The following is a 26,449-nucleotide window of genomic DNA, read 5'->3' as shown; positions in this document are numbered from 1 at the left end:
GCCCCGTTTTCGCGCCATGCGGTTTGGAAGGGGCAGGGCGATTGCGCCGCACTCAGGGCTCGCCTATCACGGGAAAAATGTCTCCGCTGACCGAAACCGTCCTCTTCGTCTTCAGTCTTGTCGCGCTCGGCTATCTGGCCGGGCTCACCGGCTATCTCAAGCCGGCGAGTGGCGAGGGCATTTCCGAATTCGCCATCAACGTGGCGATGCCGCTGCTCTTGCTTCAGACGATGGTGAAGTCCGATTTCCACGGCGTCGCGCCATGGTCGTTGTGGGGCGCCTATTTCACGGCGTTCGCCATCACCTGGGCCGCCGGCCATCTGGTCACCACGCGGATATTCGGGCGAGACGCCCGCGCCGGCGTGGTCGGGGGCGTTTCGTCGGCCTATTCCAATGTGGTCCTGCTGGGAGCCCCCTTCATCCTCGGCATTTTTGGACAGGACGGGTTCGAGGTATTGTCGCTGCTGGTTTCCATTCACCTGCCGGTCACGATGGCCGCCTCGATCATCCTGTTCGAGATGTTCGGCCGCGGCGGCAACGAGCCTGTGCATCCGCTGCGCGTCATCCAGAGCTTCTTACGGCGGCTGTTCGTCAATCCGCTGATCATCGGCATCCTGGTGGGGCTTGCCTGGCGCATCACCGGGGCGCCGCTGCCCGATCTGGTCATGCGGCTGGTCGATGCGCTGGCCGCCACGGCAGGGCCGGTCGCGCTGTTCGCGATGGGGCTCAGCCTGCGCCGCTTCGGCATCTCCGGCAATGTCCTGCCGGCGCTCGCTTTGTCGGCGTTGAAGCTGTTCCTGATGCCGGGGCTGGTGCTCAGCCTGGTCTGGCTGTTCGGCCTGCCGCCTTTGACGGCGAAGGTGGCGGTCCTGGTGGCAGCGCTGCCGTCCGGCATCAATACCTATCTCATCGCCGTGCAGTTCAACACCGGCCAGGCGCTGGCATCGAACCAGATGACCATCGCCACGGCGAGCGCGGTGGTCACCACGGCTTTCTGGCTGACGGTGGTGGTCCACATTTTTGGATAAAACCGGGGCACTCGGGCCGGAATCCGGGAGGGCGTGCTCTCGCCTTCTCTGGCCCAACCCCTATATGCCATATTGCGATTGCTTGCCGGGCTCGCCCTAGGTAAAGAGCAATGCCCCAGCGTGCCGGCTTCGAGGGCCTTTGCGCACGCTCCACCGAAGAAATCAGCGACCGGCCCGCGCGCCGAACGGAGGTTAGACCATGCTTCAGAAAACCAGCCATTTCATGCGGCAGGCCAATCTCATCAACGGCGAATGGGTGCAGGCCGACAGCGGCCAGACGGTCGACGTCAACAATCCGGCCACCGGCCTCAAGATCGGCACCGTGCCGAAGTCGGGCAAGGCGGAGACCCGCCGCGCCATCGAGGCTGCCCATGAAGCCTTCAAGACCTGGCGCAAGACCACCGCGCTCGAGCGCTCGAAGCTGCTGCGCAAGCTGCATGACGCGATGATGGATAATCAGGACGTGCTGGCCGAGCTCTTGACCATCGAGCAGGGTAAGTCGCTGTTCGAATCCAAGGGCGAGATCGGCTCGGCCGCGTCCTACATACTCTGGTTCGCCGAGGAAGGCCGCCGCACCTATGGCGACGTCGTGCCGTCGCCGTGGGCGGACCGCCGCATCCTGGTGACCAAGGAGCCGGTCGGCGTCATCGCCGCCGTCACGCCGTGGAATTTCCCGTCCTCGATGCTCGCCCGCAAGCTCGGCCCGGCGCTGGCCGCCGGCTGCACCGCCGTGGTCAAGCCGGCGACGCAGACGCCTTATTCCGGCCTGGCCTGGGGCGCGCTCGCCGAGGAAGTCGGCTTCCCAAAGGGTGTCGTCAACATCCTGACCGGTGCCGCCGCCGAAATCGGCGACGAGATCTGCGCCAATCCGCTGGTGTCGAAGATCACCTTCACCGGCTCGACCGAAATCGGCAAGATGCTCATCCAGAAGGCGTCGGTGACCGTCAAGAAAGTGTCGATGGAACTCGGCGGCAATGCGCCGTTCATCGTCTTCGACGATGCCGATATCGAGCGTGCCGTCGCCGGCGCGATCACCGCCAAGTACCGCAACTCAGGCCAGACTTGCGTTTGCACCAACCGCTTCCTGGTTCAGGCCGGCGTCTATGACAAGTTCGTCGAAAAGCTCGCCGCCGCCAGCGACAATCTCAAGGTCGGTTCCGGCCTCGAAGAGGGCGTGCAGCAGGGGCCGCTGATCGACGAGAAGGCGGTCGAGAAGGTCGAGGAACTGATCGCCGACGCGACCTCCAAGGGCGGCAAGGTCGTCGCCGGCGGCAAGCGCCATGCGCTCGGCGGCTCGTTCTTCCAGCCGACCGTGATCGCGAACGCGACGCCGAAGATGCGCTTCATGAAGGAAGAGATATTTGGACCGGTCGCGCCAGTCTTCAAATTCGAGACCGAGGAAGAGGCAGTCACTCTGGCCAACGACACCGAATTCGGCCTTGCCTGCTATTTCTACACCGGCGATCTCGGCCGCGCCTTCCGGGTCATGGAAGGGCTGAAATACGGTATGGTCGGCGTCAATGAAGGCCTCATCACCACACCGGAAGCGCCGTTCGGCGGCGTCAAGGAATCGGGCCTCGGCAAGGAAGGCGGACATCAGGGCATCGAGGATTATCTCGACACCAAATATGTCTGCATCGGCGGCCTCGGCTTCTGATAGCCATCGGAAGAGCGGGGCAGGCGCAAGCCTGCCCTTTCGATACGTCAAACCCGGCCGAAAGACGCAACCGGCCGAAGTCGATAGATCAACGAACTGACTTTCGGGCATGACGATGAAGGACGGCGAGGTCTTCGGTACGACGCAGGCGGGCGATGCCGTCCGCCGCTTCACCATCCGTGGCGGCGGCCTCACCGCCAACATCATCGGGCTGGGCGCGATCATCCAGGATTTGCGCCTCTCCGGACATGATGCGCCGCTGGTGCTGGGCTACGACCGTTTCGAGCCCTACGAGACCGACAAGGCGTTCTTCGGCGCGGTCGTCGGGCGCTATGCCAACCGCATCCGCGACGGCCGCTTCACCATCGCCGGCAACCGCTACCAGACGGAACGCAACTTCCTCGACAAGCACACATTGCATGGCGGCTCTGAAGGCTACTTCCACCGGCCGTGGATCGTCTCGCTGCACGGCCGGGACTTCGTCACGCTGTCCCTGCATGACCCCGACGGCACGATGGGCTTTCCCGGCGCGCTCGACGTGACCTGCACCTACCGGCTAAAAATCCCGGGTACGCTCAGCGTCGAGTTGACCGCGACCTCAGAGGAGCCGACACTGTGCAATCTCGCGCAGCATTCCTATTTCAACCTCGACGACGGCGGCGCCGGCGATATCCTCGACCACCGGCTGATGCTCAATGCCGGCGCCTACACGCCAATCGACGGCGAGATGATCCCGACCGGCGCGGTCAAGCCGGTCGACGGCACGCCCTTCGACTTCCGCCAGGCGCGACCGCTGCGCATGGAGAGCGAGGGCGAGCAGCTTCCCTACGACCTGAATTTCTGCCTCGCCCCGACACGCGGGCCGCTGAAGCAGGCTTCCTGGGCGCAAGGCGCGACTTCCGGCGTCGAGATGGAGGTGTGGACCACCGAGCCCGGCCTGCAGCTCTATACCGGCCAGTATTTGACGCCGTCCTCAGCGGGACTGGAGGGTCGCCAGTACAAAGCGTTCTCGGGCTTCTGCCTGGAGGCGCAGGTCTGGCCGGATGCACCGAACCGGCCGTATTTCCCACAAGCGACGCTGTGGCCCGGGCAAATCTACCATCAGGTGACGGAATATCGGTTCCGCCTGCCTTAACCGTCAAATGCCACTCGAAGGGTTTCGAACGGAGCGAGCGCGCCGCGCACCTGCACGACGGCGGCGGCGACGCGATGCGCGCGCAGTGCGGCGTCCACCGGGGCATGGCCGGCGAGTCGGGCGGCGAGGTAGCCGCCATTGAAGGAATCGCCGGCGCCGGTGGTGTCCACAGGGGTCGCGACGTGGACCGCCGGAACCGGGTGAAAGGCTCCGTTCGTCGCGATAAGCGCCGCTTCCTCGCCGTTCTTGACGACGACTTCACCGGCCAGCTTTCCGAGCCGCTCCGCGGTCGCCTGCGACGTGGTATCGCCGAACAGCATCTGCTCGTCGGGAAAGGTCGGCAGGGCGATGTCGGTGCCGGCAAGCGCTTCGAGGATCGCGGCTTGCGCGTCCTCGCGGTTGCGCCACAGGCGTGGCCGGTAGTTGGGATCGAAGGCGACAAGCGAGCCGGCCGCGCGGGCCTTGGCCACCGCCGCCAGCAATGTCTTGCGCGCGGCGTCGTCCAGAATTGCCAAGGTGATTCCGGAAAAATAGACAAGCGCTTGGTTTTCCAGGCTTTTTGCCAGGGCGGCTGGGTCCGAAGCGAGCTGCCTGGCGGCCGCGTCGGCGCGCCAGTAGGTGAAGGCGCGTTCGGCGCCGGTCAGCGTGATGGCATAGAGGCCGGGCCGGGCTCCCGTGATGATCGGGCTCTGGCCGATGCCGATGCCGTTTTCGGCGAAGAAAGCAATCTGTGCCTGCGAGAACGGGTCGTCGCCGAAGGCCGAGACATAGGTCGCCGGCCGGTCGTTGCTCAGCGCATGCAGCGCCCACAGCGTGTTGAACGTGTCGCCGGCAAAGCCCATGCGCCAGTTCGGCCCGGCCTGGCCTGACAGTTCGAGCATGCACTCACCGATCGAGGCGATTCCCGTCATGTATCTCCCTCCAGGCAATTTTGCTGCTGTAGCTTTTTGCGATCGGCAGCGCCATGCTTGGCGCAGGCCGTTTTTTGCGCCAGAAGCGTTTTCCCCCGTGGGACGCGATCCGCCCGCTGCAACGTTATCTTGGAAAAGGAACCGGTTTGGCATCCCTATGGCGTTATCTTCTCGCGGGCCTCGGTCTGGCCGCCTTGCTGGTCGGCATCCTGGCGATCGTCTACCTGACCGCTCCGCAGACGGCGCCGGGTGCCGACACGTCGCGCTCGAAGACGACGGCGAACGGGCTGTTCGTCGCCAGTTTCCAGCCGGAACGGGGCGTCATCAGGCAAGGCGAATTGCAGTCCTGGCTGCTGACGCTGAAAACAGTCAAGGGGGCTCCTGTGGAAGGGGCGGCGATCACGGTTTCCGGCGGCATGCCGCTGCACAATCACGGCCTGCCGACCAGTCCGCAGGCGACCGACTATCTGGGCAAGGGGCGCTACCGCATCGACGGGCTGAAGTTCACCATGAGCGGCTGGTGGCAGCTGCGCTTTGCCATTTCCGCGGCGGCCGGCTCCGATACGGTCGTCTTCAATGTGGTGTTGTGAGCAGCCGATGAGGCGCCTTGCCAGTCTTTCATGCGTTCTCGCTCTTGGCGCGTTTGCCGTGCTGGCCGGCTGCGGCAAGCCGCAGTTTTCCGATGGCGAGAAGAAAACCATCGCCTCGCTGGCGTTGAACACGTTGCCGGCGTTGAAGCCCGACACTACCAACCGTTTTGCCGACGTACCTGCCGCCGCGGCACTTGGTTCGACGCTGTTCTTCGATCAGGGCATGAGCCGCGACGGGACGGTCTCCTGCTCGACCTGCCACAAGATCGATCGCCAGTTCCAGGACGACCTGCCGCAGGCGGTTGGCATCGGCCGCACCAACCGGCGCACCATGCCGCTGGCGGGTGTCGCGCGCGGTCCGTGGTTCTTCTGGGACGGGCGCCGCGATAGCCTGTGGGCGCAAGCGCTGACGCCGCTCGAAAATCCGCTCGAGCAGGGCGGCAACCGCGCCGCCTTCGCGCATTACATCAAGAAGCGTTTCGGCGAGCGCTACGAGCGCATCTTCGGGCCGCTGCCTGATCTTTCGAGCGTGCCCGCCAATGCCAGTCCGCTCGGCACCGATGCCGAGAAAGCAGCCTGGAATGCCATGCACGACAGCCAGGCCGAGGACGTCAATCGCGTCTTTGCCAATATCGGCAAGGCGATCGCCGCCTTCGAGCGATCCATCGAGCCCCCGCAGACGCGCTTCGACCGTTTTGCAATCGATCTGGCGTCGGGCGCCAAGCCGCAGGGCGACGATGCGTTTTCGCCTGAGGAGATCCTCGGGCTGAAGCTGTTCATCGGCAAGGCCAATTGCGTGACCTGCCACAACGGCCCGCGCTTCACCGACAACAGTTTTCACAACACCGGTGTGCCGCCGGTTGCCGATCTGCCGCCGGACCGCGGACGAATCGACGCGGTGGCGCAGGTCGAGGTCGATCCGTTCAACTGCTTCGGCGCTTTCCGCGACGGTGACGACAGCGCCTGTCGTGAACTGCGCTTCATGGTCAAGACAGGGCCGGAACTGATCCGTGCCTACAAGACGCCGTCTCTGCGGGGTGCAGCGACGCGACCGCCCTATATGCATGCCGGGCAGTTTTCGTCGCTGGACGAGGTGGTGGCGCATTATTCGAAGGCGCCGGCGAGTGTCGAAGGCGTGTCGGAAGTCCACCCGCTGCAGCTTTCAGACCGTGAACGCGCCGCACTGGTGGCGTTTTTGAAGACGCTGGCCGAGTGAGTTAGCGGTCCTTGACCGTCTCCATCGCCACGAAGGTCGAGGTCTGGGCGACGTGGGGGAGCGCCGAGATACGCTCGCCGAGCACGCGCCGATAGGCGGCGATGTCGGTGGTACGGACCTTCAGAAGATAGTCGAAGCTCGACGCCATCATGTGGCACTGCTCGATCTCCGGCACGGCCTGGACGGCGCGGTTGAAAGCGTCAAGGGCGGCCGAACGGGTGTCGGACAGTTTCACCTGGACGAAGGCGACATGGCCTTCACCCATGCGCTCACGATCAATGATCGCCTGGTAGCCGCGGATGAAGCCGTCCATCTCCAGCCGCTTGACCCGCGCCTGCACCGGTGTCTTCGACAGGCCGACCTTGCCGGCCAGTTCCGACATTGAAAGCCGCCCATCGCGCGCCAATGCCGACAGGATATTCCGGTCGATGCGGTCCAATTGGTCTTCGGTCATCGATTTGACGGTCATATTGGTGAGGAGTTGGCGCAAATGATAGATCAATCAGCCTGCCTTGTCGATTTCTTTGGACCGACCGAAATCCGCAATTGTGCTAGCTTGCGCCATTCGGTCCGGTGACCGCCGGCCCGCTCCCTCTTGCTCGTTCACAGGACCGCCATGCCAGCGCTCGATGCCATCCGCCAGCAGATCCGTGCCAACTATCTGCCCGCCGAAGACGCGGCCGTGAAGCGGCTGGCCGAGGCGACAGAACTGTCGACGAAGGACCGCAACGCGATCTCGGCCCGTGCGGCCGATCTGGTGCGGGCGGTGCGCGGCTCCTCCGATCCCAGGCTGATGGAGGTCTTTCTCTCCGCCTACGGCCTGTCGACCAAGGAGGGCGTGGCGCTGATGTGCCTGGCCGAAGCGTTGCTGCGCGTGCCCGACACCGAGACGATGGACGATCTGATCGCCGACAAGATCGCGCCGCATGACTGGTCAGCGCATTCGGGCGGCTCGAGTTCGATCTTCGTCAACGCCTCGACCTGGGCGCTGATGCTGACCGGGCGTGTGCTCGACGAAGGCGAGGGTGGCATCGAAGGCACGCTGCGCGCCATGGTGCGCAGGCTCGGTGAGCCGGTCATCCGCAAGGCGGTCGCGGCAGCGATGCGCGAAATGGGCGAGCAGTTCGTGCTTGGCCGCAGCATCGCCGAGGCGGTCAAGCGCGGCCGACCGATGACGCAGAAGGGCTATCTCTATTCCTTTGACATGCTGGGCGAGGCGGCCCGCACCGAGGCCGACGCGCTGCGCTATCACAAGGCCTATGCCGACGCCATTTCCTCGCTCGACTCCGGTTCCAATGGGCCGGACATCCGCCAAAACCACGGCATCTCGGTCAAGCTGTCGGCGCTGCATCCGCGCTATGAGGTGGCGCAGAAGGAAACGATGCTGCCGGTCATGGCCGAGCGGCTTCTGTCGCTGGCGTTGGCGGCGCGGCATTCGCGCATGGGCCTCAACATCGACGCCGAGGAGGCCGATCGCCTCGACCTGTCGCTCGACGTCATCGAGCGCGTGCTGGCAGAGCCGGAGCTTGCCGGCTGGAACGGCTTTGGCGTCGTCGTCCAGGCCTATGGCCCGCGCGCCGCCTTCACCATCGACTGGCTCTACGCGCTGGCGAAAAAGTACGACCGCACCATCATGGTGCGGCTGGTCAAGGGCGCCTATTGGGACACCGAGATCAAGCGGGCGCAGACGCTCGGGCTCGACGGCTATCCGGTCTTCACCCGCAAGGCCAACACCGACGTCTCCTACATGGCCTGCGCGAAGAAGCTGCTGTCGATGACCGGCCGCGTCTATCCGCAATTCGCCACCCACAACGCCCATACCGTGGCCGCCATCCTGTCGATGGCGACGAACCGCGATGCCTTCGAGTTCCAGCGCCTGCACGGCATGGGCGAGGCACTGCACGAGACGGTGCGCCAGGCCGAAGGCACGCGCTGCCGCATCTATGCGCCGGTCGGCGCCCATTCCGACCTGCTGGCCTATCTGGTCCGCCGGCTGCTGGAGAACGGCGCCAACTCCTCCTTCGTCCACCAACTCACCGATGAGGAGGTCGAGCCGGAGGATATCGCCCGCGATCCATTGGAAACGGTCGAGAAGCAGGGACCGGCCGCCAATCCGGCTATCGCCCGGCCCTTTGCCATCTTCGGTGGCGGACGCCGCAACTCCAGGGGATTCGACATCACCGATACGGTGACGCTGGCTGCGATCGAAAAGGCGAAGGCGAAATTTGCCGGGTCGGACCGCTGGCACGCCAAGCCGATCACCCGCGCCGCCGGCTACGGCAAGCAGCGTCCGATCACCAATCCAGCGAAGCCAGACGAAGTGGTGGGTTCTGTCCACGAGGCGGACGCCAAGCAGGTCGCGACCGCCGTGCGCATCGCGGTAGAGGCGCAGCCGGCATGGGCGAAACGCCCCGCCGCCGAGCGCGCCGCGATCCTCAACCGCGCCGCCGACCTCTATGAAGCCAATGCCGTCGAGTTCTTCGCGCTGGCCACACGCGAGGCCGGCAAGTCACTCGCCGATGGTGTCGCCGAGGTGCGTGAGGCGGTCGACTTCCTGCGCTATTACGCCGCCGAGGCGGTCAATGCCGAGAGCGGCACGCAGGCACGCGGCGCGATCGTCTGCATCTCGCCGTGGAATTTCCCGCTCGCCATCTTCACCGGCCAGATCGCGGCCGCGCTGGTCACCGGCAATTCGGTCGTTGCCAAGCCGGCCGAGCAGACGCCGCTGATCGCCTTCCGCGCCGTCGAAATGCTGCGCGAGGCCGGCGTGCCGGAAGACGTCATCCAGTTGCTGCCGGGCGATGGTCCGTCGGTCGGCGGCCCGCTGACCGCCGATCCGCGCATTGCCGGCGTCTGCTTCACCGGCTCGACCGAGGTCGCCAAGCTGATCGAGAAGCAGCTGGCCGAGACCGCCGCGCCCGACGCCATGCTGATCGCCGAGACCGGCGGGCTGAATGCGATGATCGTCGATTCCACAGCGCTTCCCGAACAGGCGGTGCGCGACATCCTTGCCTCGGCCTTCCAGAGCGCCGGCCAGCGCTGCTCGGCACTGCGCGTGCTCTACGTGCAGAAGGACGTCGAGAAGAAGATGCTGGAGATGCTGAAGGGCGCCATGGAGGCACTCAACCTCGGCAACCCCTGGCAGATTTCGACCGATGTCGGTCCGGTCATCGACGACGAGGCGCAGGCCTCGATCCGCGACTATTGCACGAAAATGGGTCTGCAGGGTCGGCTGATCGCCAAGCTCGAAGCGCCGAAGAATGGCCGCTTCGTCGCGCCGCATGTGTTTCGGGTCAAGGGCATCGAGGAGATGGAGCGCGAGGTGTTCGGCCCGGTGCTGCATGTCGCCACCTTCGACGCCGACGAGATCGACGCCGTCATCGCCGCGATCAACCGCAAGGGCTATGGCCTGACCTTCGGCCTGCACACCCGCATCGAGGGCCGCGCCCAGCATTTCGTCGACGGCATCCACGCCGGCAACATCTATGTCAACCGCAACCAGATCGGCGCCGTGGTCGGCTCGCAGCCCTTCGGCGGCGAGGGGCTGTCCGGCACCGGACCGAAGGCCGGCGGGCCACATTATCTGAGGCGCTTCCGCAAAGGGCCGGAGGCGGGCACGCATATCGAGGACGGCCATAAGGTGACGGCGACCGAGCTTGCCGACAATCTGCCCGATCCGACGCTTGGCGGCTGGTCGACGCGGCCCGATCGTGTGGCCATCCTGCGCAAGCATCTGCGCGGCAAGGGTGCGGCGGCCATCGGGGCTGCCGCCAGCATCGATTTCGGCCAAGTCGACCTACCCGGGCCGACCGGCGAAGCCAACACGCTTTCGCTGTCGCCACGGGGCCGGGTGCTCTGCCTCGGTCCCGATCAGGACACGTTGCTGGCGCAGGCGATCCAGGCACTCGCCGCCGGCAACGCGGTGCTCGCCGTCGCGCCAGGGGCGCCGGCGGCACTGTCGGCGCTGACCGGCAAGGGCCTGCCGCTGGCGGCCATCGACGGCCGTCCCGATCCGGTCGAGGCGCGTTCGCTACGCGTCGACGTCGTCGCCTTCTCCGGCACGCCCGAGGCCGCGCGCATCGTGCGCAAGGTGATCGCCGAGCGAAGCGGCCCGATCGTGCCTTTGGTCAGCGAGGTGCTCAACCCGGCGGCCTATGCGCATGAGCGTGCTGTCTGCGTCGACACCACGGCGGCGGGCGGCAATGCCAGCCTGCTGGCCGCGGCCTAGGTTTTCGTACTTCGCTCGCCTGCGTCGAGTTGCAAAGGAAAAGCTGCCGGATGAACATGGGTGGCAATTCGAGCGGGCGAGGCCGATCAGATGGAAGACACGTCCCCACCGTTTGAGCTGCCGCGCGTGGCGGTGGTCATTACCTGCTACAATTACCGCCCATACGTCGAACAGGCGATCCGCTCGGTGTTGGCGCAGACCTACCGGAACTGGGACTGCGTCATCGTCGACGATGCCTCGACCGACGGCTCGGCCGAACATGTCCGCGAACTCCTCCAGGCGATTGGCAACCCGCGCCTGCGGCTGCTGGCGCGCTCGGAGAATGGCGGGCAGATCGCGGGATTTCGCGATGGCTTTGCCGCGACCGACGCGCCTTTCGTTGCATTCCTCGATGCCGACGATATCTGGCTGCCGAATTTCTTGCTTGCGCATCTGTCGGCGCATCTGAACCCGACGCGAACGGCGTCGCTATCCAGCTCGGATGTTTTCTTCGTCGATAGCGAGCGGACCTTGCTCGCGAGCACCTATGTCGTGCTGCGCAAGCCGCGACCGGAACCGGAGGCGGCCGGGATCGGCATTCCGGCCTTCAGGCAGCTTGGCGCGATGGCTGGCGAGCTTGCCTATCAATCGGACCATCCGGTGACCTATTTCGGACCCGGCGCCTATGGCTGGATGTGGGCGCCGACCTCGTCGATGGTTTTCCGGCGCGGTGCGCTGGAACCGGTTCTGGCGTTCCCGTTTCGGGTGAAGACAGGGACCGACTACTTTGCCGCGACATGCGCGCATCTGGCCGCTGGCAGCCTGATCCTGTCCGAGAGTCTCGGCCTTTATCGTCTGCATGGCGCCAACGCATCGGCCGGCGCTGCCTATGCCGGCGGCCATGTGCAGCAATCGCTGGCCTATCTTGCCCACGAAGCGACCATGGGCGCGGATGTCCTCGATTATGTGCTGGCCCATGCGGAGCGGCTACGCGCCATCAACGGCAGGGATTTCGTGCCCGGGTTCCTTGCGCAGCATGTCCGGCGGTTCGGCACTCTGGCCGCCGATCCCCGGCTGACGCCGTTTCTCAGTAGCAAGAACCGCCGGCGACAGTTGCGCAAGCGCTTCACGCGGAGAGTGCGGCGGCTGTTCGGTTGGGCGCCACGCTGACACGCGTTGCCCGGCGAACCTTCAGATCTCCTCGGGCGCGCAGCCGAATTTCAGCAGATTGCCATGCGGGTCCCGGAGGTAGAACTCCTTCATGTTCCATGGCCGCACGGTGAACGGGCTGAGTTTCTCGACGCCGCGCGCTGAAAATTCGGCGTGCAGCGCCGGCACCTCGCCACCCCTGATGTAGCAGGACGAAACTTCGGGCAGTTTGAGGTCGTCGCTCTTCCAGAAATGGATCTCGATTTCGCCACGGCGCACGATCAGATAGTCGTCCATCTCCGGCCCGACGATGCCGAAGCCGAGCTCATCGCAATAGAAATCGCGCGTCGCCGCGATGTCGGGCGAGGGCAGGACCGGGATGCTACGGGCCGGGTCGGCCGCGGGCGATGCCATCTCAGGCGCCTTCGACGACGGAAAAGCCCTCGAATTGCGGATGGCCGAGATAATGGACTTTTGTCGTGCCGGTGTTGCGGTGCGCGGCGCGGAAATTCTCCGACTTGGTCCAGGCGACGAAATCATCGTGGCTCGCCCACACCGTGTGCGAGGCAAACAGCGTGTAGCCTTCAGCTTCGTTGACCGGGCCGCGCAGCAGATGGAATTCCCGAAAACCTTTCATCTCCGAAAGGCTGGAATCACGGTTCTTCCAGACGTCCTCGAAGGCGGTTTCCGAGCCGTTCTGGACCTTGAAGCGGTTCATGGCGATGTACATGGGGTTCCTTTCAAAATGGCGAGCCAAGATTGTCTCAAAACGGCCCGATCGCACCGGTGAATTCCAGACTGTTCCCGACCTTTGCCGGGATGGGAGGGAAGGGCGCCGCCTTGCGAACGAAGCCGAGAACGATCTGGTCGAAAGTTGTCGAGCCTGAACTTTCGACGACACGCAGTTCATCGACGTTGCCCTGTCTGCCGATGACGAAGGTGACAACGGTGTTGGTGCGCGCCGTCGCTTGTAGCGAAGGCGGTACTGCTCGATAGACGCGGCCAAGTTTTCTGATGACGTCGCTACGGTAGCTCGCTTCCGCGACTGTCCCCACCTCGTTCTGCTTCCGGCCCTTGCTCGCCGTCCGCTCGGAGCGGTTCCGGCCATCCGTGGTGCCGCTCTTGTCTTCCGCCTCGCGGGATTTTTCGAAGACCGGTCTGGCGGTCGGAATAGGCGGTTGTGCGGGAACGGGAGGAGGGCTTTCGGTCTGGGTTTCTGTGGGCGCCGGCTTCTTGTCATCCTGAACGACGCTCTCTGCGTCGTCACGCGGGGCGCTGACGACAAGTATGTCAGGCTGAATCGGCTTTCTTTCGACCGCTTCCGGCGAAGGCTGTGGTTTCGGCGCCTCGGCGGGTCGAACCGGCGCTGTCGGCTGCGCTGGCTTGGGCGGCTGCGGGGCCGCCACCAAGGCGACATTCACGGCTGACGGTTCCGAGTTGAGCGCACTGCCCACGACGTTGGCGCCGGACCTGTCGCTGCCCTCCGTTTGGGCCGAATCCTGAAAATCGTTTCTTGCCGCCGGTGATATCAGCAAGGTCGCCGCCAACGCGCCATGGATCAAGCATGAGGCCGCGATCGCCACTGTCCACCTGCTGTTCTCGCCGCGCGGCCGGAGGTCGGCCAGCGACTCGCCCGGAGCCACTGTCAATTCGCTGCTGGTGTCGGAGATTTGGGGGATGTCCTGCATGGCGCGGGCGGAAAATTGCCGCGACCTGTGCGAGATTGTCAAATCAAGATCGGTTGCCTGCCACGGCAGCGGACCGGAGACGGGCCAAGCCGCGGTGTCTTCCATGAAGGCGGGATGCAGTCCCACTGTCGCCCTCAGACGCCGAAAGCAATGCCGGTCTTTGTCTCGGTCTTCATCTTGCGCATGCAGGCGCCCGGCTCGACGCCGCTGCCCGCGCATTCGGTTGCGCTGTTGATCAGCACGCGACTGACCTTGGCGCAGTCCGTTCCCGCCAGGTCGAAGCGCGTCACCTTGGTCTTGCCGTTGGGCAGGTCCTTGAAATCGAGCACGGTCAGCCGGTCGACGACGCCGGCGTCGTTGAACAGCGCAATCTCGAACGCCGCCTTGGTAAGGTCGGCGCCTAGTGCATTGTTGACCACGAAGGTCAGCCGGCAGCCCTTCTCGGAGGGCTGCGCGCCGTTGAGTTCGAGCGTGAGGACAGGGGCCGGCGCGGACTGGGTCCACGCCGGCACCGTCGCAAGCGACATCGCCAGCGCCGAGGTCAGCAGACGAAGCGATGTCGTCAAGTTCATTCGTCAGCCTCCAAAGCCCATGGTTGCCGCCAGCTTCAGCGTGACGCCGGGTTCGTAGAGGACGGCGGTGGTGCTTCCGTTCAGCGGATTGGTATATTTGACATCGAACAAATTGTCGGCGCGGAAGTCCACCTTCAAATTGTCGGTCGCCTGGTAGCTGGCGAAGGCGTTGACCAGCGTATAATTCTTGGCCACGGGATTGCCCTTGGGCTTGCCGTTGTATTGCACTTCGCCGCCCACGGTCAGCTTGTCCTCGAGGAAGCGAACGCCAAGCTGCGCCGTCACCTGGGAGGACGGGATGGTGGCGAGGTCGGCCCGCTCGCCTTCATACGAGATGGTGTGACCGTTGATGATCGAGGCCGAGAGCCCGGCATAACCCCAGCCGGCGTCGTAGACGCTTTCCAGTTCGAAGCCGTTGATCTTGGCCTTGGCGAAGTTCTGGTACTGGAAGCAGATCGGAATGCCCGGGCCGAATGGGCAACCGCTGGTCGGGTCGAAGGGCGAGAGCGTCACGCCCTCGATGTAGTCGTCGACATTGTTGTTGAAGTAGGCGGCCTTCAGTCGCAGCGCGTCGCCGGCTTCGAGAATGTCGTTCTGCTTGTAGTTGATACCGAACTCGGTGGTCTTGCCGGTTTCGGGCCGCAGATTGGGATTGGGCAGGAACGGGAAGCTGACGCCGGCCGGATGGTTGCCGCTGATCAGCGTTTCGGTCAGCGACGGCGATCGGTAGCCTTCCGCATAGGTGCCGTAGAACTGCAGACCGGCGAGGCCGGCGCTTTCGAATGGCGAGACACCGACGGTGATGCGCGGCGACAGCCTGTCGCCGGATGTTTCGTTGCTCGAGTCCTTCAGGCTGTAGTTGTCATAGCGCAGGCCGGTGATGACTTCGAGCCAGTCCCAGGTCAGCTTGTCCTGGACGTAGCCGCCGGAGACGTTGCGCTTGCCCGACGGCGTATAGAAACTGTCGCCGCCGGCCGTGCCGCCCGTCTCGACATTGTCGCCCACCCAGTCGCCGCCATAGGTCAACTCATGCGCGATGCCCGCGGTCTCGAAGCGTGACGTGTTCCAGATGTCGATGCCTGTGGTGCCGACATCGAAGGTCGATATCGAGCCCGCCGGCAGCACCACGGGAAGGCCGGTGACCGGATCGAACCGGTTTTGCGCAACAAGTGTCGTCAGATCGAGGTTGGTCTTGTTGTAGGAGGCGTTGATGTGGAGGTCGAGCCAGCTCTTGGCGTCGTCGGTGATCTTGTAGCGAGCGGTGAAGGTGTTCGACTTCAAGTCGACATCGTTCGCCGGCACGCCGCTGCTGGTCTCTGTCCATCCGTCGCTCGAGCCGACCCAGCCGAGCTTCAATTCGCTGTTTTCGCTCGGGCGGATCGTGGTCTTGAGCAGGCCGCTCAATACGTCGAAGCCGGTGCCGGCAACGGTGTCGCCGCCGCCATTCTTGTAGTCGTCATAGTTGCGGTAGACGATGTTGCCCAGCACATCCCAGTTTTCGTTGAAGCGGTGAGCGCCGCTGGCACTGGTGGTCCAGCCCTTGCCGTTGCTTTCATAGCGCCCGGTGACGGAGCCGGCCCAGGTTTCCTCTGGCTTGAGGAAGTCCTCGACGTCTTTGGTGTCGAAGAAGACGACGCCACCGATGGCGCCGGAACCATAGGTGTTAGCGACCGGGCCGCGGATGACGTCGACGGATTTGATGAGCTCGGGATCGACATAGAAGGTCGATTGCGTGCCGTGGTCGGAGCGCTGGAAATTCTGCCTGGCACCGTCGACGATGACGGCGACTCGGCCGAAATCCTGCAGGCCGCGGATGTTGATGCTGGAGCTGACGCGCCGTGCGTCGGCCTGTACCGCGACGCCCGGCACGCCGAGCAGCATCTCGTTTGGCGTCGTCGCCATGCGGCGGTCGAGCTGTTCGCGGTCGACATGGCTGGCCGAGGCCAGCGATTCGATCGCCGTTTCGCCGGTGCGGCTTATGACAAGGATCTTGTCGAGCAGTGTTGCGCCTGCCTCGGCAGGCTTAGGCTCTTCCGTCTTCTTCGGCTCATCCGTCTGGTCAGCCGCCGGTTGGGCGGCCTGCTGGGCATTGGCGGGCGGTGCGAACAATGCGATTGCCGCCGCACCTGCCAGCAATGTGGCCACTCCCTTTGCCATCGATCGATGCGCCGGGCCAGCGCTGTCCGCCAGGCCCAGTCCCCAATTCGCCAACCCCATGCCCCAACTCCAAAAATCCAGGTTCGATGCTGGCTGGCCCGGGGCTCGCTGGCATTTTTTCATTGCGTTCCGGCGTCTTAAATGTTGACTCATTTAGTCCGGTATTGCACTGACTAGTAAACATGATTATTCAAGTCAAGAAATGAATCGGCATTTTACGCAGGCGCCCGGCCAGGTGGCCGGCACAGGAAAGGGACCGACCAGATGAACACGCACAATCCCAGTGACTTCCGCTATCGCGTCCGCCGCTCCGACGACACATCAGCCCGTTTCGACCGGGTTCCGCTGGCGGTGCGGACGCTCTCCAGCAACACGCTGTTCCAGGGCGAGCACGAGATCGGCATCGAGCATCATGGCGCGCTCTACCGGCTGAAGATCACCCGCCAGGGCAAGCTTATCCTCAACAAGTAAGGTACCGACATGGACCAGCGCGTGAAACCTTCCCCGCATGAAATCCGGCGGGCGCGGGAAGACAATCCCAAAACGCGCGAGCGCGATCTCGCCGCCGAGCTCGGCATTTCGGAGGCCGAACTCGTCGCGGCGCATTGCGGCGAAGGCGTTGTTCGCGTCGAGCCGCGCGTCAACGATCTCCTGACCGGCCTCGAAGCCGTTGGCGAGGTGATGGCGCTGACTCGCAACGAAAGCGCGGTGCACGAGAAGATAGGCATCTACGACAAGGTCGTCACCGGCAACCACAATGCCATGGTGTTAGGCGAGAACATCGACCTGCGCATCTTCCCGAAAGTCTGGGCGCACGGCTTTGCCGTCGAAAAGCGCGATGGCGGCGACATCCGCCGCAGCCTGCAGTTCTTCGACGCGGCCGGCGAAGCCGTGCACAAGGTGCATCTGCGGCCCGCATCCAACCTCTATGCCTATCAGAAGCTGGTGGCGGGGCTGGAATCGTCGAACCAGGAACCGACCGTGGCGGTCTCGGCAAGCGGCGCCGAGGAGGAGAACGAGGTCCAGGGTGCCGCTGCCAGTGTCGACGATCTGCGCGATCAGTGGAGCAGGCTGACCGACGTGCACCAGTTCTTCGGCATGCTGAAGACGCTCAAGCTCAGCCGCCGCCAGGCGGTGCGCATGGTCGGTCAGGACTATGCCTGGCTGGTCGACAACGACGCTGTCAGCGCCATGTTCCATCATGCCGCCGCCGGTGAAATGCCGATCATGTGCTTTGTCGGCAATCGCGGCTGCATCCAGATCCATTCCGGCCCGGTCAAGTCGATCAAGCCGATGGGGCCTTGGATCAATGTGCTCGACGAGACCTTCCATTTGCATCTGCGGACCGACCACATCCACGAGGTCTGGGCCGTGCGCAAGCCGACCAAGGACGGCCATGTGACTTCGCTCGAGGTTTATGGCGCCGACGGCAAGATGATCATCCAGTTCTTCGGCAAGCGCCATGAGGGCGAGGGCGAGCGCGACGACTGGCGCTTCCTGGCCGAGAACCTGCCGCGCATCCCAAGCCCGACCGCGGCCTAGAGCGGTTCAACGTTTGATAGAATGGTTGAGCCGCTCTAACTCTTTGTTTTTACGCAATTCCGGGCGGAAAGCCGCTACGCACTTTTCCTGGAATTGCTCTAAGGAAACATGACGATGATTTCATTGCCCCGGTTGTTTCGTGCGACGCTTGTCCCGGCGATCGGCCTCTCGCTGCTTCTCGCCGTCTTGCCGGCCCGCGCGAGCGAAACCGTTGCCGCCTTTGCCGACACATCCAGGATCGCGGCGATCGGCGGTTCGATCACCGAGATCGTCTATGCGCTTGGCCAGCAGAGCCATTTGGTCGCGCGCGACTCGACAAGCCGCTATCCCGAGGCGGCGCTCCAACTGCCTGATGTCGGCTATATGCGTCAGCTGTCACCGGAAGGCGTGCTGTCGGTCAATCCGTCGGGAATCCTGGCGCTGCATGGCAGCGGCCCGAAGGAAGCCGTCGACGTGCTGAAGAAAACCAGCATCCCTTTCATAGAGGTGCCGGAACGCTACAGCCATGAGGGCATCCTCGAAAAGATACGCATCGTCGGCAAGGCGCTTGGCGCCGAGGACAAAGCCGAGACACTGGCGGGCGAAGTCGACGCCAAGCTGAAGGCGGCGGAGAAACAGACGGCCTTGATCAAGGAGCGCAAGCGCATCCTGTTCGTACTGTCGATACAGGGTGGCAAGATCCTTGCCGCCGGCAGCGAGACCGCCGCCGACGGCATCGTCAAGCTGGCCGGCGCCGTCAACGCCGTCGAAGGCCTTTCCGGCTACAAGCAAATGTCGGACGAGGCGATCGTCACCGCCAGGCCTGATGTCATCCTGATGATGAAGAATGCCGGACCGGCCGTGTCCGACGACGAGTTGTTTTCGCACCCGTCCATCGCCTCGACGCCGGCGGGGAACACTCGCAAGGTGGTTCGGATGGATGGCGGCTACCTGCTCGGCTTCGGGCCGCGCACGGCCGACGCCATCCACGATCTTGCCGTCTCGCTTTATGGCGGCCAGGTCACGGACTGAGCGGATGGCGGATCAGTCGATCGCTGGCGTGGCGGGCGGGATGGCGACGGCAGCCGAAGGCGACCGCTCGGCGCGTGCGCGCCTCGTCATCCTGCTTTTGTGCCTAGCGCTTGGCGTCTCGATTTTCCTGTCACTGACCTCAGGCGCGTCCGACGCCTCGGCCGTCGGCGTCATCGGCGACTGGCTGTTCGGTTCGGTGCCGGGCGACGCGGCGTTGAACGCCCGCGACCAGCTGATCGTCTGGGACATCCGCATGCCGCGCGTGCTGCTCGGCGTGCTGATCGGGGCGGCACTCGCCGTGTCGGGCGCAGTGATGCAAGGGCTGTTCCGCAATCCGCTCGCCGACCCCGGCCTCATCGGCGTCTCGGCAGGCTCCAGCCTCGGCGCGGTCGCTGTCATCGTGCTCGGTGCGACAGTCCTGGCGCCGGTAACCGCCTTGCTCGGTACGCTTGCGCTGCCGCTGGCGGCCTTCGTCGGCGGTCTTGCCACGACACTGGTGCTTTATCAGGTTGCCACGCGGCGCGGGCAAACCTCGGTTGCCACCATGCTGCTCGCCGGTATCGCGCTGGCGGCGCTTGCCATGGCGCTGACCGGTATCCTGATCTTCATGGCCGATGACCGGCAGCTGCGCGACCTGACTTTCTGGCAGCTCGGCTCACTGGCCGGCGCGACCTGGCAGAAGATCGGTTCCGTCGGGCCGGTCATCGGGCTGGCGCTGGCGGCGATGCCGTTCCTGGCGCGGGGTCTCAATGCGCTGACGCTCGGCGAGGCGACCGCCGGCCATCTCGGCATTCCAGTCCAGCGGCTGAAATACACGGCGATCGTTGGTGTTTCGGCGGCGGTGGGCGCCTCCGTCGCGGTCAGCGGCGGCATCGGCTTCGTCGGCATCGTGGTGCCGCATCTGCTGCGGCTCTTGATCGGGCCCGACAATCGCTATCTGCTGCCGGCCTCGGCCTTGCTCGGCGCCTCGCTGCTTTTGCTGGCAGACGCCGTTGCCCGCACCATCGTCGCGCCCGCCGAACTGCCGATCGGCATCGTCACCGCGATCGCCGGCGCGCCGTTCTTCCTCTGGATCCTGCTGCGCAAGCGCAGCATCGTCGACCTGTGAGGGCCGGATGATCGAGGCAAGGGATGTTTCGGTGGCGATCGCTGGCAAACCTATCGTTACCGGTGTCGATTTCGATGCGCGGCCGGGCGAAGTGGCCGCCATTGTCGGCCCCAACGGGTCCGGCAAGACGACCTTCCTCAAGGCCCTGTCGGGAGAGCTTGCCTATACGGGCAGCATTGCCCTCAACGGCCGCGACATGTCGGCGATGAGGCCGGTCGAGGCCGCGACGCAGCGAGCGGTGCTGCCGCAGGCGACGACGCTGTCCTTCCCCTTCACGGTGCGGGAGGTGGTCAAGCTTGGCCTCGTCGGCGGCCGTTCGGGTGTCTTGCCAGGCGAGGACGCGCGGCTGCCTGAACGCGCACTGGCGCGTGTCGACCTCGAGGGTTTTGCCGGACGCTTCTACCAGGAGCTTTCGGGCGGCGAGCAGCAGCGCGTCCAGTTGGCGCGCGTGTTGTGCCAGGTCTGGGCGCCGATGCTGGACGGCAAACCGCGCTATCTGTTCCTCGACGAGCCGGTTTCCAGCCTCGACATCAAGCATCAGCTGATCATCATGAACATCGCCCGCGACTTCGCCAGGCGCGGCGGTGGCGTGATCGTCATCCTGCACGACCTCAACCTGACGGCCATGTATGCCGACCGCATCCATGTCATGCATCGCGGACGGCTCGTCGCCGCCGGCGCGCCGCAGGATGTGCTCAGCGACGAGCTGATCGAAAAGGTCTTCGATTGCCGGCTGAAGGTCGGCGTGCTGCCGGCTGGCAACGTGCCGTTCGTGTTGCCGCAATCGGCCGCTTAGCGACAGCCAGAGGATCAGGCGGCCGGAGCGCGCTGCACCAGCATGTCGATGCCAAGCAACTGGCGCACATTAGGGCGCGCCGCCACCAGGTCGGCGATCGTATAGCGCGACAGCACGGCAAAGAAGGCGTTGAGCGCCTCGCGCAGCGCCGAATTCAGCGCGCAGCTGTCGACCAGCGGGCATTCGGCCGCGTCGTTCTCGAAGCACTCGGCCATGGCGAAGCTCTCTTCCGTCACCCGCACGACGTCGAACAGGCTGATCTGCTCGGCGGCGCGGCCAAGCCTGACGCCGCCATTCCTGCCGCGCACCGTCTCGACCAGACCATGCTCGACCAGCGGCTGCAGGATCTTGAACAGGAAAAGCTCCGACACCGAATAGGCGGCTGCGATCTCGGGGATGCGGCTCAGCCGATCGCTGTTGGCGGCGCAATACATCAGGATGCGCATGGCGTAGTTGGTCTGGCGCGTAAGCCGCATTTTGTCCTCACGAAGCAGTAGCTTGGGTTCAATATGGCCTATACCTTGGAACAATTCCAGACTGGCGGCGCATAATAGATGAACAAGTTCGTCAACTTTATGTGCATGACCGCGCGCATTTGTGACCCGGATGGCGTGTCGCGGGCATTTGACCGGGACCGATCCTAAATAAGATCGCGACACCGATCAGGAGCGGCTCGACCCATGTCACCACCAGTCCAGGTTCTTGCCCCGGCTGCCGCCGTTCGCATCGACATCGATGCCGAAGTGAAGCTCTCGGCGCTGAGGCGTACCAAGTTCGCGGCCACCGCGGCGCTGGTGCTCTGCGTCCTCGTCTTTGCTTTGGCCAAGTCGTTCGAGGGCACTTATCCATGGCTTGGGTTTGTCGCCGCCTTCGCCGAGGCGGCGACCATCGGCGGGCTGGCCGACTGGTATGCGGTGGTGGCGCTGTTCAAGCGGCCGCTCGGCCTGCCGATCCCACACACCGCCATCATCCCGGAGAACCAGAACCGTATCGCCGACAATCTCGGCCGCTTCATCGAGGTCAATTTCCTGGCGCCCGAGCCGGTGCGCGAGAAACTGGCCGAGGTCGACTTTTCGGCTTTGGTCGCCGACTGGCTGGCTGATGCCGAGCGCGCCGCCGGCCTGTCGCGCTTCGTCGCCCGTCTGGTGCCGCAGACGCTCACAGCGGTCGAGCAATCCGGCCTGCGCGGTTTCGTCACCAGCCGCATGCTGGAGCAAATCGACAAGGTGCCGCTGGCGCCGCTGGCCGCGGAATTGCTGTCGGCGCTGACCGACGACCGCCGCCACCAGAAACTGTTCGACGAATTCACCAGGGTGATAGGCCGCTTCCTCAACGATGAGGAGGCGCTGGCGACCATGCGCGAGAAGATTCGCGAGGAACTGCCGTCGCTGTTCAACCTGTTTCGCGCCGACGCCTATCTGTTGAAGAAGATCGTCGCGTCCGCCGGTTCTCTGCTCGACGAGGTGCGGGCCGATCCCGATCATCCGATGCGCGCCGAATTCGACCGCTTTGCGCGGACCTTCATCGAGCGGCTGAGGACGTCCAAGCAATATGCCAAGCGCGCCGAGCAGCTGAAGCGCGATTTCCTGGCAAGGCCGGAGGTGAAGTCACTGGCCGGCGACATGTGGGAGAGCCTCAGCCTGTTTATCGAGCAGGATGCCAAGGCGCCGAATTCGATGATCCGCGCCCATCTCGCGGCCATGTTCGTCGAGGTCGGCCGCCACCTGGCCAGCGACGCGCAGATCAGGGCCGACATGAACCAGGGGTTCATCGTGGCGCTGTCTTCCTTCGTCGAAAGCCAGAAGAGCGGCGTGTCGAAATTCATCGCCGACCAGGTCAAGCGCTGGGATCTTGCCCAGCTCAGCCGGCTGATCGAAATGAACATCGGCCGGGACCTGCAATACATCCGCTTCAACGGCATGGTCATCGGCGGACTTGCCGGCATAGCGCTTTATACGGCGGAGCGATTGTTCCTCGTCAATTGACGCGGGCGCGTCATGCTCTATTCTTCCATGAGGGTTAGTATTCGCGGCAGACTGGGGAGCAAACGACTATGGCAAAACAACCGGAATCCGACTCGTTCCTGGACATGTTCAGCAGATTCGGCCGTGACCTGAAGGTGCCGAATGTCGATATAGAAGCGATCCTCAGCCACCATCGCAAGAACCTCGAAGCGCTGGAGAAGTCGGCGAGAGCCGGTGCTGCCGGAGCGACCTCGCTGTTCTCCAGGCAGCGCGAGATGCTGCAGGACACGCTGCGCGAGGTCGCCGACATGGCGCAGAACTACCGGGCGCCGGGCAATCCGCAGGAACTGATGGCCAAGCAGGCGGAGTTCGCGCGGAAATCCTTCGAAACCGCGCTGAAGAATGCCGGCGAGGTGTCCGAACTGGTTCGGAAATCCGGCACCGAATCCGTCGAGATCCTGCGCGAGCGCATCAAGGAAGCGATGGCGGAAATCCGCTCCGGCTACGAGAAGAAATAGTCGCTTCCGTACCAAAGCCGTTTTTCCCTGGTTCGACGATTGCGCTTGAAGCTTGGGATGAAGACCATCGAGGCAGCTGGAAATGTTCAGCCGCAGGCTTTTCGTGCATGGAAATCAATCCTGACGCGGTCTTAGGATGGTGAAGTGGAATCGCTCGAGGCGAATTGACAGAGACTGGCGGTTCGTGGTCCGGAGACAGGTAGAGCGATCGGGAATGCAGGAATGACGGAAACACGGTCGAGGACTCCGCCGACCTTCGAGCAACTGAGGACGATGGCCGGGCAGGAGCTTGGCGTGTCGGAGTGGACGACGGTCGATCAGCACCGCATCGACCAGTTTGCCGAATGCACAGGCGATCATCAATGGATCCATGTCGACCCTGAAAGAGCGAAACGGCAAAGCCCGTTCCGCACCACGATCGCGCATGGCTATCTGACGCTGTCGATCATCGGCGCGCTGGCGCTCGGCATGGGCATCGTGCCCGAAAACACGCAGGCCGCCTTCAATTACGGCTTCGACAAGGTGCGCTTCCTGGCGCCGGTCCGGGTCGGCGCGCGCATCAGGCTGCGCACGACACTCCTGTCGATGGAGGACAAAGGTCCCGGCCAGTATCTGATGAAGGCCGCCAATACGGTCGAGATCGAAGGCGAGCAGAAGCCGGCCTTGACCGCCGAGACGCTGGTGATGCTCTACGAGCGCCGCAAGCGGGCAGGGGCCTGAAGCCCCTACGCCCGTGTCTCGCGTTTGGCGACGGTGCGCCAGGAGAACACTGCGAGGCTGAGCGCGACCAGCGCAAGCACCGTGGCCGCCTGGAAGGTGACCTGCATGCCCCGGGCAGCTGCCGCAGAGCCCAATATCACCTCGTCCGTGCCGCCAGCCGATGCTGCGGCGAAGATGGCGCCCATCAACGATGCACCGGTGATCAGACCAAGATTGCGCGACAGGTTGAGCAGGCCGGAAACGACTCCGCGCTCGCCGGCACCGACACCCATCATCACGGCTGCATTGTTGGACGTCTGGAACAGCGCGTAGCCGATGCAGGCGACGCTGATCGGAACGACATAGCTGACAATGCCGAGTTCCGTCATGGCCAGCGACAGCAGGAAAGTGCCCGTGGCGAGGCCGAGCAGGCCGGCAATCATCATCCTGTGGGCTCCGAAGCGATCGGTAAGGCGTCCGGCCACCAGCGCGGAAAGGGTCGAGACAAGCGGCCCCGTAGACAGCACGAGACCGGCCATTGCGGCATCCAGCCCGAGCCCACGAGACAGATAGAATGGGGCAACGACCAGGGTCGCCATCATCACGGTGGCGACGATGAGGCTCATGCCGAGGCTGGCGCTCAGCTCGAGGTCACGAAAGCTGGCGAGCTGGATCAACGGGCTTTTCACCTTCGCCTGCGCGCCGGCGAACAGAAGGACGCCGATGCCGGCGACAGCCAGCAGGCCGATGTTGAGTGAGCCGAAATTGCCTCTGCCAAGCGTCATGGCCAGCGCGTAGGCGGCCAGCGTTAGGGCCAGCAGGACGGTGCCTATCGCGTCGAATTCGCCTCGATCGGCTTGCGCGGTCTTACTGCGTGCCGGCAAGGCACGCCAGGCGAGAGCGAAGGTCAGGACGCCAAGCGGGACATTGACGAGGAAAATCGCCCGCCAGCCGAAGCCGGCGATCAACAAGCCGCCGAGTGAGGGGCCGAGTGTCGTGCCGATCGCCGACATGGCGCCGAGCAGGCCCATTGCGCTGCCCGTCCTGGCCTTGGTCACCGTTTCCGCGACAAAGGCCAGCGTCAGCGCCATCATCAGCGCCGCGCCAAGTCCCTGCAGAGCCCGCGCGGCAATCAGCAGCCAAAGGGTCGGCGCCAGGCCGCAGAGCACCGAGGCGAGCGTGAACAGCGCGATGCCGCCAAGCAGCAATGGCCGGCGACCGAACATGTCGGCCAGCCGTCCGGCACTGACGATCAATGTGGTGATGGCAAGCAGGTAGGCGAGAACAACCCATTGCACTGACTGGAACGACGCGCCGAACGCCTGTATCAGCGACGGCAGGCCGACGCTGGCGATGCTGGTTCCAAGCGATGACAGCAGCGTGGCGAGCGACAGGCTTACCAGCGCCCAGCCTGCGGATTGCGTCTGTTGCGGCACCGATACGCGCTCGTCCCGATTTTGCTCAGCGATTGCCAAGGCGATCTCCTTTCCATCAGCCCCAGAACCGGAGCTATCGGAGATCTAGCCTTCTGGCTGATATGGCGGAAGGCGCAGCATTTGCACCTTTTTCATGCACAGAACGCCATGTCATGTGTTATGATCCGTCGATGGCATCGCCTGATCTCAATTTGCTCTTCGCTCTCGACATTTTGCTGACCGAGGGCAGCGTGGCGCGGGCCGCCCAGCGGCTGCGCCTCAGCCCCTCGGCGATGAGCCGCACACTGGCGCGCCTGCGCGAGGCAACGGGCGATCCCTTGCTGGTCCGCGCCGGGCGCGGCCTGGTGCCGACGCCGCGGGCACTTGAATTGCGGCAACAGACAGGGCGTGTGGTTCAGGACGCGGAAGCGTTGTTGCGTCCGGCGAGGCTGCTCGACCTTTCACGTCTCGACAGGACGTTTACGCTGCGCACCAATGAAGGCTTCGTCGAGGAGTTCGGGCCGCGGCTTGTCGCCCGCATCGAAGCGGATACGCCCGAGGTTCGGCTGCGTTTTGCGCCAAAGTCCGACAAGGACGTCGCCTCACTGCGCGAAGCGGCTGTTGACCTGGAGATCGGCGTTGCCGGTGAGACCGGGCCCGAGGTGCGTATCCAGGCGCTGTTCCGCGACCGCTTCATCGGTGTGGTGCGGGCCGGCCATCCGCTGAGCCGGGGCGCCATCACACCGGAGCGCTTCGCGGCCGGCCGCCACATCAGTGTTTCGCGGCGTGGCCGCGAAAGGGGGCCGATTGACGAGGCATTGAGCCAACTCGGAATGCAGCGGACTGTGGTGTGCATGGTTTCAGGCTTCTCGGCCGCACTGGCCATGGCGCGTGCTTCCGATCTGATCGCCAGCGTCCCCGAGCGGCATTCGCACGGGGCACGTGCCGGCATGTTCAGCTTTCCCCTGCCGGTCACCACCGTGGAGGTCACCATTTCCATGCTCTGGCATCCGCGCCTCGACGCCGATCCGGCGCAGCGCTGGCTGCGGGATTGCGTTCGGGAGGTTTGCACGTCTTCCCGCTGAC

The 26,449-nt window shown here is 64.4% G+C and carries 25 protein-coding genes; 16 read left to right on the top strand and 9 right to left on the bottom strand.

Annotated elements, in window-relative coordinates; genetic code table 11:
• The first annotated feature begins 77 nt into the window (after positions 1 to 77).
• The 3 genes from AC04SI_RS22770 to AC04SI_RS22760 all read left to right on the top strand — a co-directional run bounded on the left by AC04SI_RS22770 (position 78) and on the right by AC04SI_RS22760 (position 3,820).
• On the top strand, positions 78 to 1,028 hold the full coding sequence (locus AC04SI_RS22770) for an AEC family transporter (RefSeq protein WP_404280577.1): 951 nt from the start codon (positions 78 to 80) through the stop codon (positions 1,026 to 1,028).
• Between the two features lie 199 nt (positions 1,029 to 1,227).
• The gene (locus AC04SI_RS22765) at positions 1,228 to 2,685 is read left to right on the top strand and encodes an NAD-dependent succinate-semialdehyde dehydrogenase (RefSeq protein WP_404280578.1); all 1,458 of its coding nucleotides are present in this window, start codon (positions 1,228 to 1,230) and stop codon (positions 2,683 to 2,685) included.
• 109 nt (positions 2,686 to 2,794) lie between these two features.
• The gene (locus tag AC04SI_RS22760; protein WP_404280579.1) at positions 2,795 to 3,820 is read left to right on the top strand and encodes an aldose epimerase family protein; all 1,026 of its coding nucleotides are present in this window, start codon (positions 2,795 to 2,797) and stop codon (positions 3,818 to 3,820) included.
• Here AC04SI_RS22760 and AC04SI_RS22755 read toward each other — a convergent pair.
• Positions 3,817 to 4,731 carry a sugar kinase gene (locus tag AC04SI_RS22755; protein ID WP_404280580.1) on the bottom strand — a complete coding sequence of 305 codons (915 nt, stop codon included), beginning with the start codon at positions 4,729 to 4,731 and terminating at the stop codon, positions 3,817 to 3,819. The genes AC04SI_RS22760 and AC04SI_RS22755 overlap by 4 nt on opposite strands.
• 146 nt (positions 4,732 to 4,877) lie before the next feature.
• Here AC04SI_RS22755 and AC04SI_RS22750 point away from each other — a divergent pair, with 146 nt between their 5' ends.
• Together AC04SI_RS22750 and AC04SI_RS22745 are read left to right on the top strand one after the other, a co-directional pair.
• Positions 4,878 to 5,321, top strand: coding sequence for a FixH family protein (locus AC04SI_RS22750; protein ID WP_488474941.1), 444 nt, complete (start codon positions 4,878 to 4,880; stop codon positions 5,319 to 5,321).
• Positions 5,322 to 5,328: 7 nt separating this feature from the next.
• Positions 5,329 to 6,537: a cytochrome-c peroxidase gene (locus AC04SI_RS22745; protein WP_488474940.1), complete on the top strand. Its 1,209-nt coding sequence runs from the start codon at positions 5,329 to 5,331 to the stop codon at positions 6,535 to 6,537.
• Position 6,538: 1 nt separating this feature from the next.
• Here AC04SI_RS22745 and AC04SI_RS22740 read toward each other — a convergent pair whose 3' ends face one another.
• Positions 6,539 to 6,991 carry an Lrp/AsnC family transcriptional regulator gene (locus tag AC04SI_RS22740; RefSeq protein WP_404280703.1) on the bottom strand — a complete coding sequence of 151 codons (453 nt, stop codon included), beginning with the start codon at positions 6,989 to 6,991 and terminating at the stop codon, positions 6,539 to 6,541.
• A gap of 162 nt (positions 6,992 to 7,153) precedes the next feature.
• Between AC04SI_RS22740 and putA the strand changes: the two genes are divergently transcribed.
• Positions 7,154 to 10,765, top strand: a complete 3,612-nt coding sequence (putA, locus tag AC04SI_RS22735) for a bifunctional proline dehydrogenase/L-glutamate gamma-semialdehyde dehydrogenase PutA (protein ID WP_488474939.1) — start codon at positions 7,154 to 7,156, stop codon at positions 10,763 to 10,765.
• 60 nt (positions 10,766 to 10,825) lie between these two features.
• Entirely contained in the window at positions 10,826 to 11,914 is a 1,089-nt protein-coding gene (locus AC04SI_RS22730) for a glycosyltransferase family 2 protein (RefSeq protein ID WP_488474938.1), read from the top strand.
• A gap of 21 nt (positions 11,915 to 11,935) precedes the next feature.
• On the opposite strand, the gene AC04SI_RS22725 is transcribed toward AC04SI_RS22730, so the two are convergent.
• Genes AC04SI_RS22725 through AC04SI_RS22705 form a run of 5 tightly spaced genes read right to left on the bottom strand, consistent with a single transcriptional unit; the run spans position 11,936 to position 16,310 of the window.
• Complete coding sequence (locus tag AC04SI_RS22725; protein WP_404280587.1) at positions 11,936 to 12,307, bottom strand: bleomycin resistance protein; 372 nt, start codon at positions 12,305 to 12,307, stop codon at positions 11,936 to 11,938.
• 1 nt (position 12,308) lies between these two features.
• The gene (gene hmuQ, locus AC04SI_RS22720) at positions 12,309 to 12,623 is read right to left on the bottom strand and encodes a heme-degrading protein HmuQ (RefSeq protein ID WP_006203404.1); all 315 of its coding nucleotides are present in this window, start codon (positions 12,621 to 12,623) and stop codon (positions 12,309 to 12,311) included.
• Positions 12,624 to 12,657: 34 nt separating this feature from the next.
• A complete protein-coding gene (locus tag AC04SI_RS22715) occupies positions 12,658 to 13,707 on the bottom strand; it encodes an energy transducer TonB family protein (RefSeq protein WP_404280588.1) in 1,050 nt (349 codons plus the stop codon).
• A gap of 8 nt (positions 13,708 to 13,715) precedes the next feature.
• The gene (locus AC04SI_RS22710) at positions 13,716 to 14,153 is read right to left on the bottom strand and encodes a hypothetical protein (protein WP_404280589.1); all 438 of its coding nucleotides are present in this window, start codon (positions 14,151 to 14,153) and stop codon (positions 13,716 to 13,718) included.
• Between the two features lie 3 nt (positions 14,154 to 14,156).
• Complete coding sequence (locus AC04SI_RS22705) at positions 14,157 to 16,310, bottom strand: TonB-dependent hemoglobin/transferrin/lactoferrin family receptor (RefSeq protein WP_488474937.1); 2,154 nt, start codon at positions 16,308 to 16,310, stop codon at positions 14,157 to 14,159.
• A gap of 264 nt (positions 16,311 to 16,574) precedes the next feature.
• On the opposite strand from AC04SI_RS22705, the gene hemP reads away from it, so the two are divergent.
• The 5 genes from hemP to AC04SI_RS22680 all read left to right on the top strand — a co-directional run bounded on the left by hemP (position 16,575) and on the right by AC04SI_RS22680 (position 20,767).
• Complete coding sequence (hemP, locus tag AC04SI_RS22700) at positions 16,575 to 16,781, top strand: hemin uptake protein HemP (protein ID WP_006203408.1); 207 nt, start codon at positions 16,575 to 16,577, stop codon at positions 16,779 to 16,781.
• Between the two features lie 9 nt (positions 16,782 to 16,790).
• Positions 16,791 to 17,852 (top strand): hemin-degrading factor, encoded by a 1,062-nt coding sequence (locus tag AC04SI_RS22695; RefSeq protein WP_404280592.1) that lies wholly within the window; start codon positions 16,791 to 16,793, stop codon positions 17,850 to 17,852.
• Positions 17,853 to 17,966: 114 nt separating this feature from the next.
• The gene (locus AC04SI_RS22690; protein WP_404280593.1) at positions 17,967 to 18,863 is read left to right on the top strand and encodes a heme/hemin ABC transporter substrate-binding protein; all 897 of its coding nucleotides are present in this window, start codon (positions 17,967 to 17,969) and stop codon (positions 18,861 to 18,863) included.
• Positions 18,864 to 18,867: 4 nt separating this feature from the next.
• Positions 18,868 to 19,971 (top strand): FecCD family ABC transporter permease, encoded by a 1,104-nt coding sequence (locus AC04SI_RS22685; protein ID WP_404280594.1) that lies wholly within the window; start codon positions 18,868 to 18,870, stop codon positions 19,969 to 19,971.
• Between the two features lie 7 nt (positions 19,972 to 19,978).
• Positions 19,979 to 20,767, top strand: a complete 789-nt coding sequence (locus AC04SI_RS22680; RefSeq protein ID WP_404280595.1) for a heme ABC transporter ATP-binding protein — start codon at positions 19,979 to 19,981, stop codon at positions 20,765 to 20,767.
• Positions 20,768 to 20,781: 14 nt separating this feature from the next.
• Here AC04SI_RS22680 and rirA read toward each other — a convergent pair whose 3' ends face one another.
• On the bottom strand, positions 20,782 to 21,243 hold the full coding sequence (gene rirA / locus AC04SI_RS22675) for an iron-responsive transcriptional regulator RirA (RefSeq protein WP_006203413.1): 462 nt from the start codon (positions 21,241 to 21,243) through the stop codon (positions 20,782 to 20,784).
• 204 nt (positions 21,244 to 21,447) lie between these two features.
• On the opposite strand from rirA, the gene AC04SI_RS22670 reads away from it, so the two are divergent.
• The 3 genes from AC04SI_RS22670 to AC04SI_RS22660 all read left to right on the top strand — a co-directional run bounded on the left by AC04SI_RS22670 (position 21,448) and on the right by AC04SI_RS22660 (position 23,969).
• The gene (locus AC04SI_RS22670; protein WP_488474936.1) at positions 21,448 to 22,752 is read left to right on the top strand and encodes a DUF445 domain-containing protein; all 1,305 of its coding nucleotides are present in this window, start codon (positions 21,448 to 21,450) and stop codon (positions 22,750 to 22,752) included.
• A 68-nt stretch (positions 22,753 to 22,820) separates the two neighbouring features.
• Entirely contained in the window at positions 22,821 to 23,249 is a 429-nt protein-coding gene (locus AC04SI_RS22665) for a phasin family protein (RefSeq protein ID WP_192183534.1), read from the top strand.
• A gap of 222 nt (positions 23,250 to 23,471) precedes the next feature.
• Positions 23,472 to 23,969, top strand: coding sequence for a MaoC family dehydratase (locus AC04SI_RS22660; RefSeq protein WP_404280597.1), 498 nt, complete (start codon positions 23,472 to 23,474; stop codon positions 23,967 to 23,969).
• A 5-nt stretch (positions 23,970 to 23,974) separates the two neighbouring features.
• Here AC04SI_RS22660 and AC04SI_RS22655 read toward each other — a convergent pair whose 3' ends face one another.
• Positions 23,975 to 25,423, bottom strand: coding sequence for an MFS transporter (locus AC04SI_RS22655; protein ID WP_404280598.1), 1,449 nt, complete (start codon positions 25,421 to 25,423; stop codon positions 23,975 to 23,977).
• Between the two features lie 131 nt (positions 25,424 to 25,554).
• Here AC04SI_RS22655 and AC04SI_RS22650 point away from each other — a divergent pair, with 131 nt between their 5' ends.
• The gene (locus tag AC04SI_RS22650; protein WP_404280599.1) at positions 25,555 to 26,448 is read left to right on the top strand and encodes a LysR family transcriptional regulator; all 894 of its coding nucleotides are present in this window, start codon (positions 25,555 to 25,557) and stop codon (positions 26,446 to 26,448) included.
• The last annotated feature ends 1 nt before the right edge of the window (position 26,449 follow it).

It is taken from the genome of Mesorhizobium sp. CNPSo 4689, assembly GCF_057784325.1.
The sequence above is the reverse complement of the archived record's forward strand: the minus strand, read 5'-3'. Positions and strand labels throughout refer to the sequence as shown.

Coding starts and splice junctions, on each gene's coding strand:
- AC04SI_RS22695 (WP_404280592.1), top strand. CDS start 16,791: ATGGACCAGCGCGTGAAACCTTCCCCGCATGAAATCCGGCGGGCGCGG.
- AC04SI_RS22755 (WP_404280580.1), bottom strand. CDS start 4,731: ATGACGGGAATCGCCTCGATCGGTGAGTGCATGCTCGAACTGTCAGGC.
- AC04SI_RS22765 (WP_404280578.1), top strand. CDS start 1,228: ATGCTTCAGAAAACCAGCCATTTCATGCGGCAGGCCAATCTCATCAAC.
- hemP (WP_006203408.1), top strand. CDS start 16,575: ATGAACACGCACAATCCCAGTGACTTCCGCTATCGCGTCCGCCGCTCC.
- AC04SI_RS22660 (WP_404280597.1), top strand. CDS start 23,472: ATGACGGAAACACGGTCGAGGACTCCGCCGACCTTCGAGCAACTGAGG.
- hmuQ (WP_006203404.1), bottom strand. CDS start 12,623: ATGTACATCGCCATGAACCGCTTCAAGGTCCAGAACGGCTCGGAAACC.
- AC04SI_RS22650 (WP_404280599.1), top strand. CDS start 25,555: ATGGCATCGCCTGATCTCAATTTGCTCTTCGCTCTCGACATTTTGCTG.
- AC04SI_RS22665 (WP_192183534.1), top strand. CDS start 22,821: ATGGCAAAACAACCGGAATCCGACTCGTTCCTGGACATGTTCAGCAGA.
- putA (WP_488474939.1), top strand. CDS start 7,154: ATGCCAGCGCTCGATGCCATCCGCCAGCAGATCCGTGCCAACTATCTG.
- AC04SI_RS22740 (WP_404280703.1), bottom strand. CDS start 6,991: ATGACCGAAGACCAATTGGACCGCATCGACCGGAATATCCTGTCGGCA.
- AC04SI_RS22770 (WP_404280577.1), top strand. CDS start 78: ATGTCTCCGCTGACCGAAACCGTCCTCTTCGTCTTCAGTCTTGTCGCG.
- AC04SI_RS22745 (WP_488474940.1), top strand. CDS start 5,329: ATGAGGCGCCTTGCCAGTCTTTCATGCGTTCTCGCTCTTGGCGCGTTT.
- AC04SI_RS22760 (WP_404280579.1), top strand. CDS start 2,795: ATGACGATGAAGGACGGCGAGGTCTTCGGTACGACGCAGGCGGGCGAT.
- AC04SI_RS22710 (WP_404280589.1), bottom strand. CDS start 14,153: ATGAACTTGACGACATCGCTTCGTCTGCTGACCTCGGCGCTGGCGATG.
- AC04SI_RS22680 (WP_404280595.1), top strand. CDS start 19,979: ATGATCGAGGCAAGGGATGTTTCGGTGGCGATCGCTGGCAAACCTATC.
- AC04SI_RS22670 (WP_488474936.1), top strand. CDS start 21,448: ATGTCACCACCAGTCCAGGTTCTTGCCCCGGCTGCCGCCGTTCGCATC.
- AC04SI_RS22725 (WP_404280587.1), bottom strand. CDS start 12,307: ATGGCATCGCCCGCGGCCGACCCGGCCCGTAGCATCCCGGTCCTGCCC.
- rirA (WP_006203413.1), bottom strand. CDS start 21,243: ATGCGGCTTACGCGCCAGACCAACTACGCCATGCGCATCCTGATGTAT.
- AC04SI_RS22705 (WP_488474937.1), bottom strand. CDS start 16,310: ATGGCAAAGGGAGTGGCCACATTGCTGGCAGGTGCGGCGGCAATCGCA.
- AC04SI_RS22690 (WP_404280593.1), top strand. CDS start 17,967: ATGATTTCATTGCCCCGGTTGTTTCGTGCGACGCTTGTCCCGGCGATC.
- AC04SI_RS22685 (WP_404280594.1), top strand. CDS start 18,868: ATGGCGGATCAGTCGATCGCTGGCGTGGCGGGCGGGATGGCGACGGCA.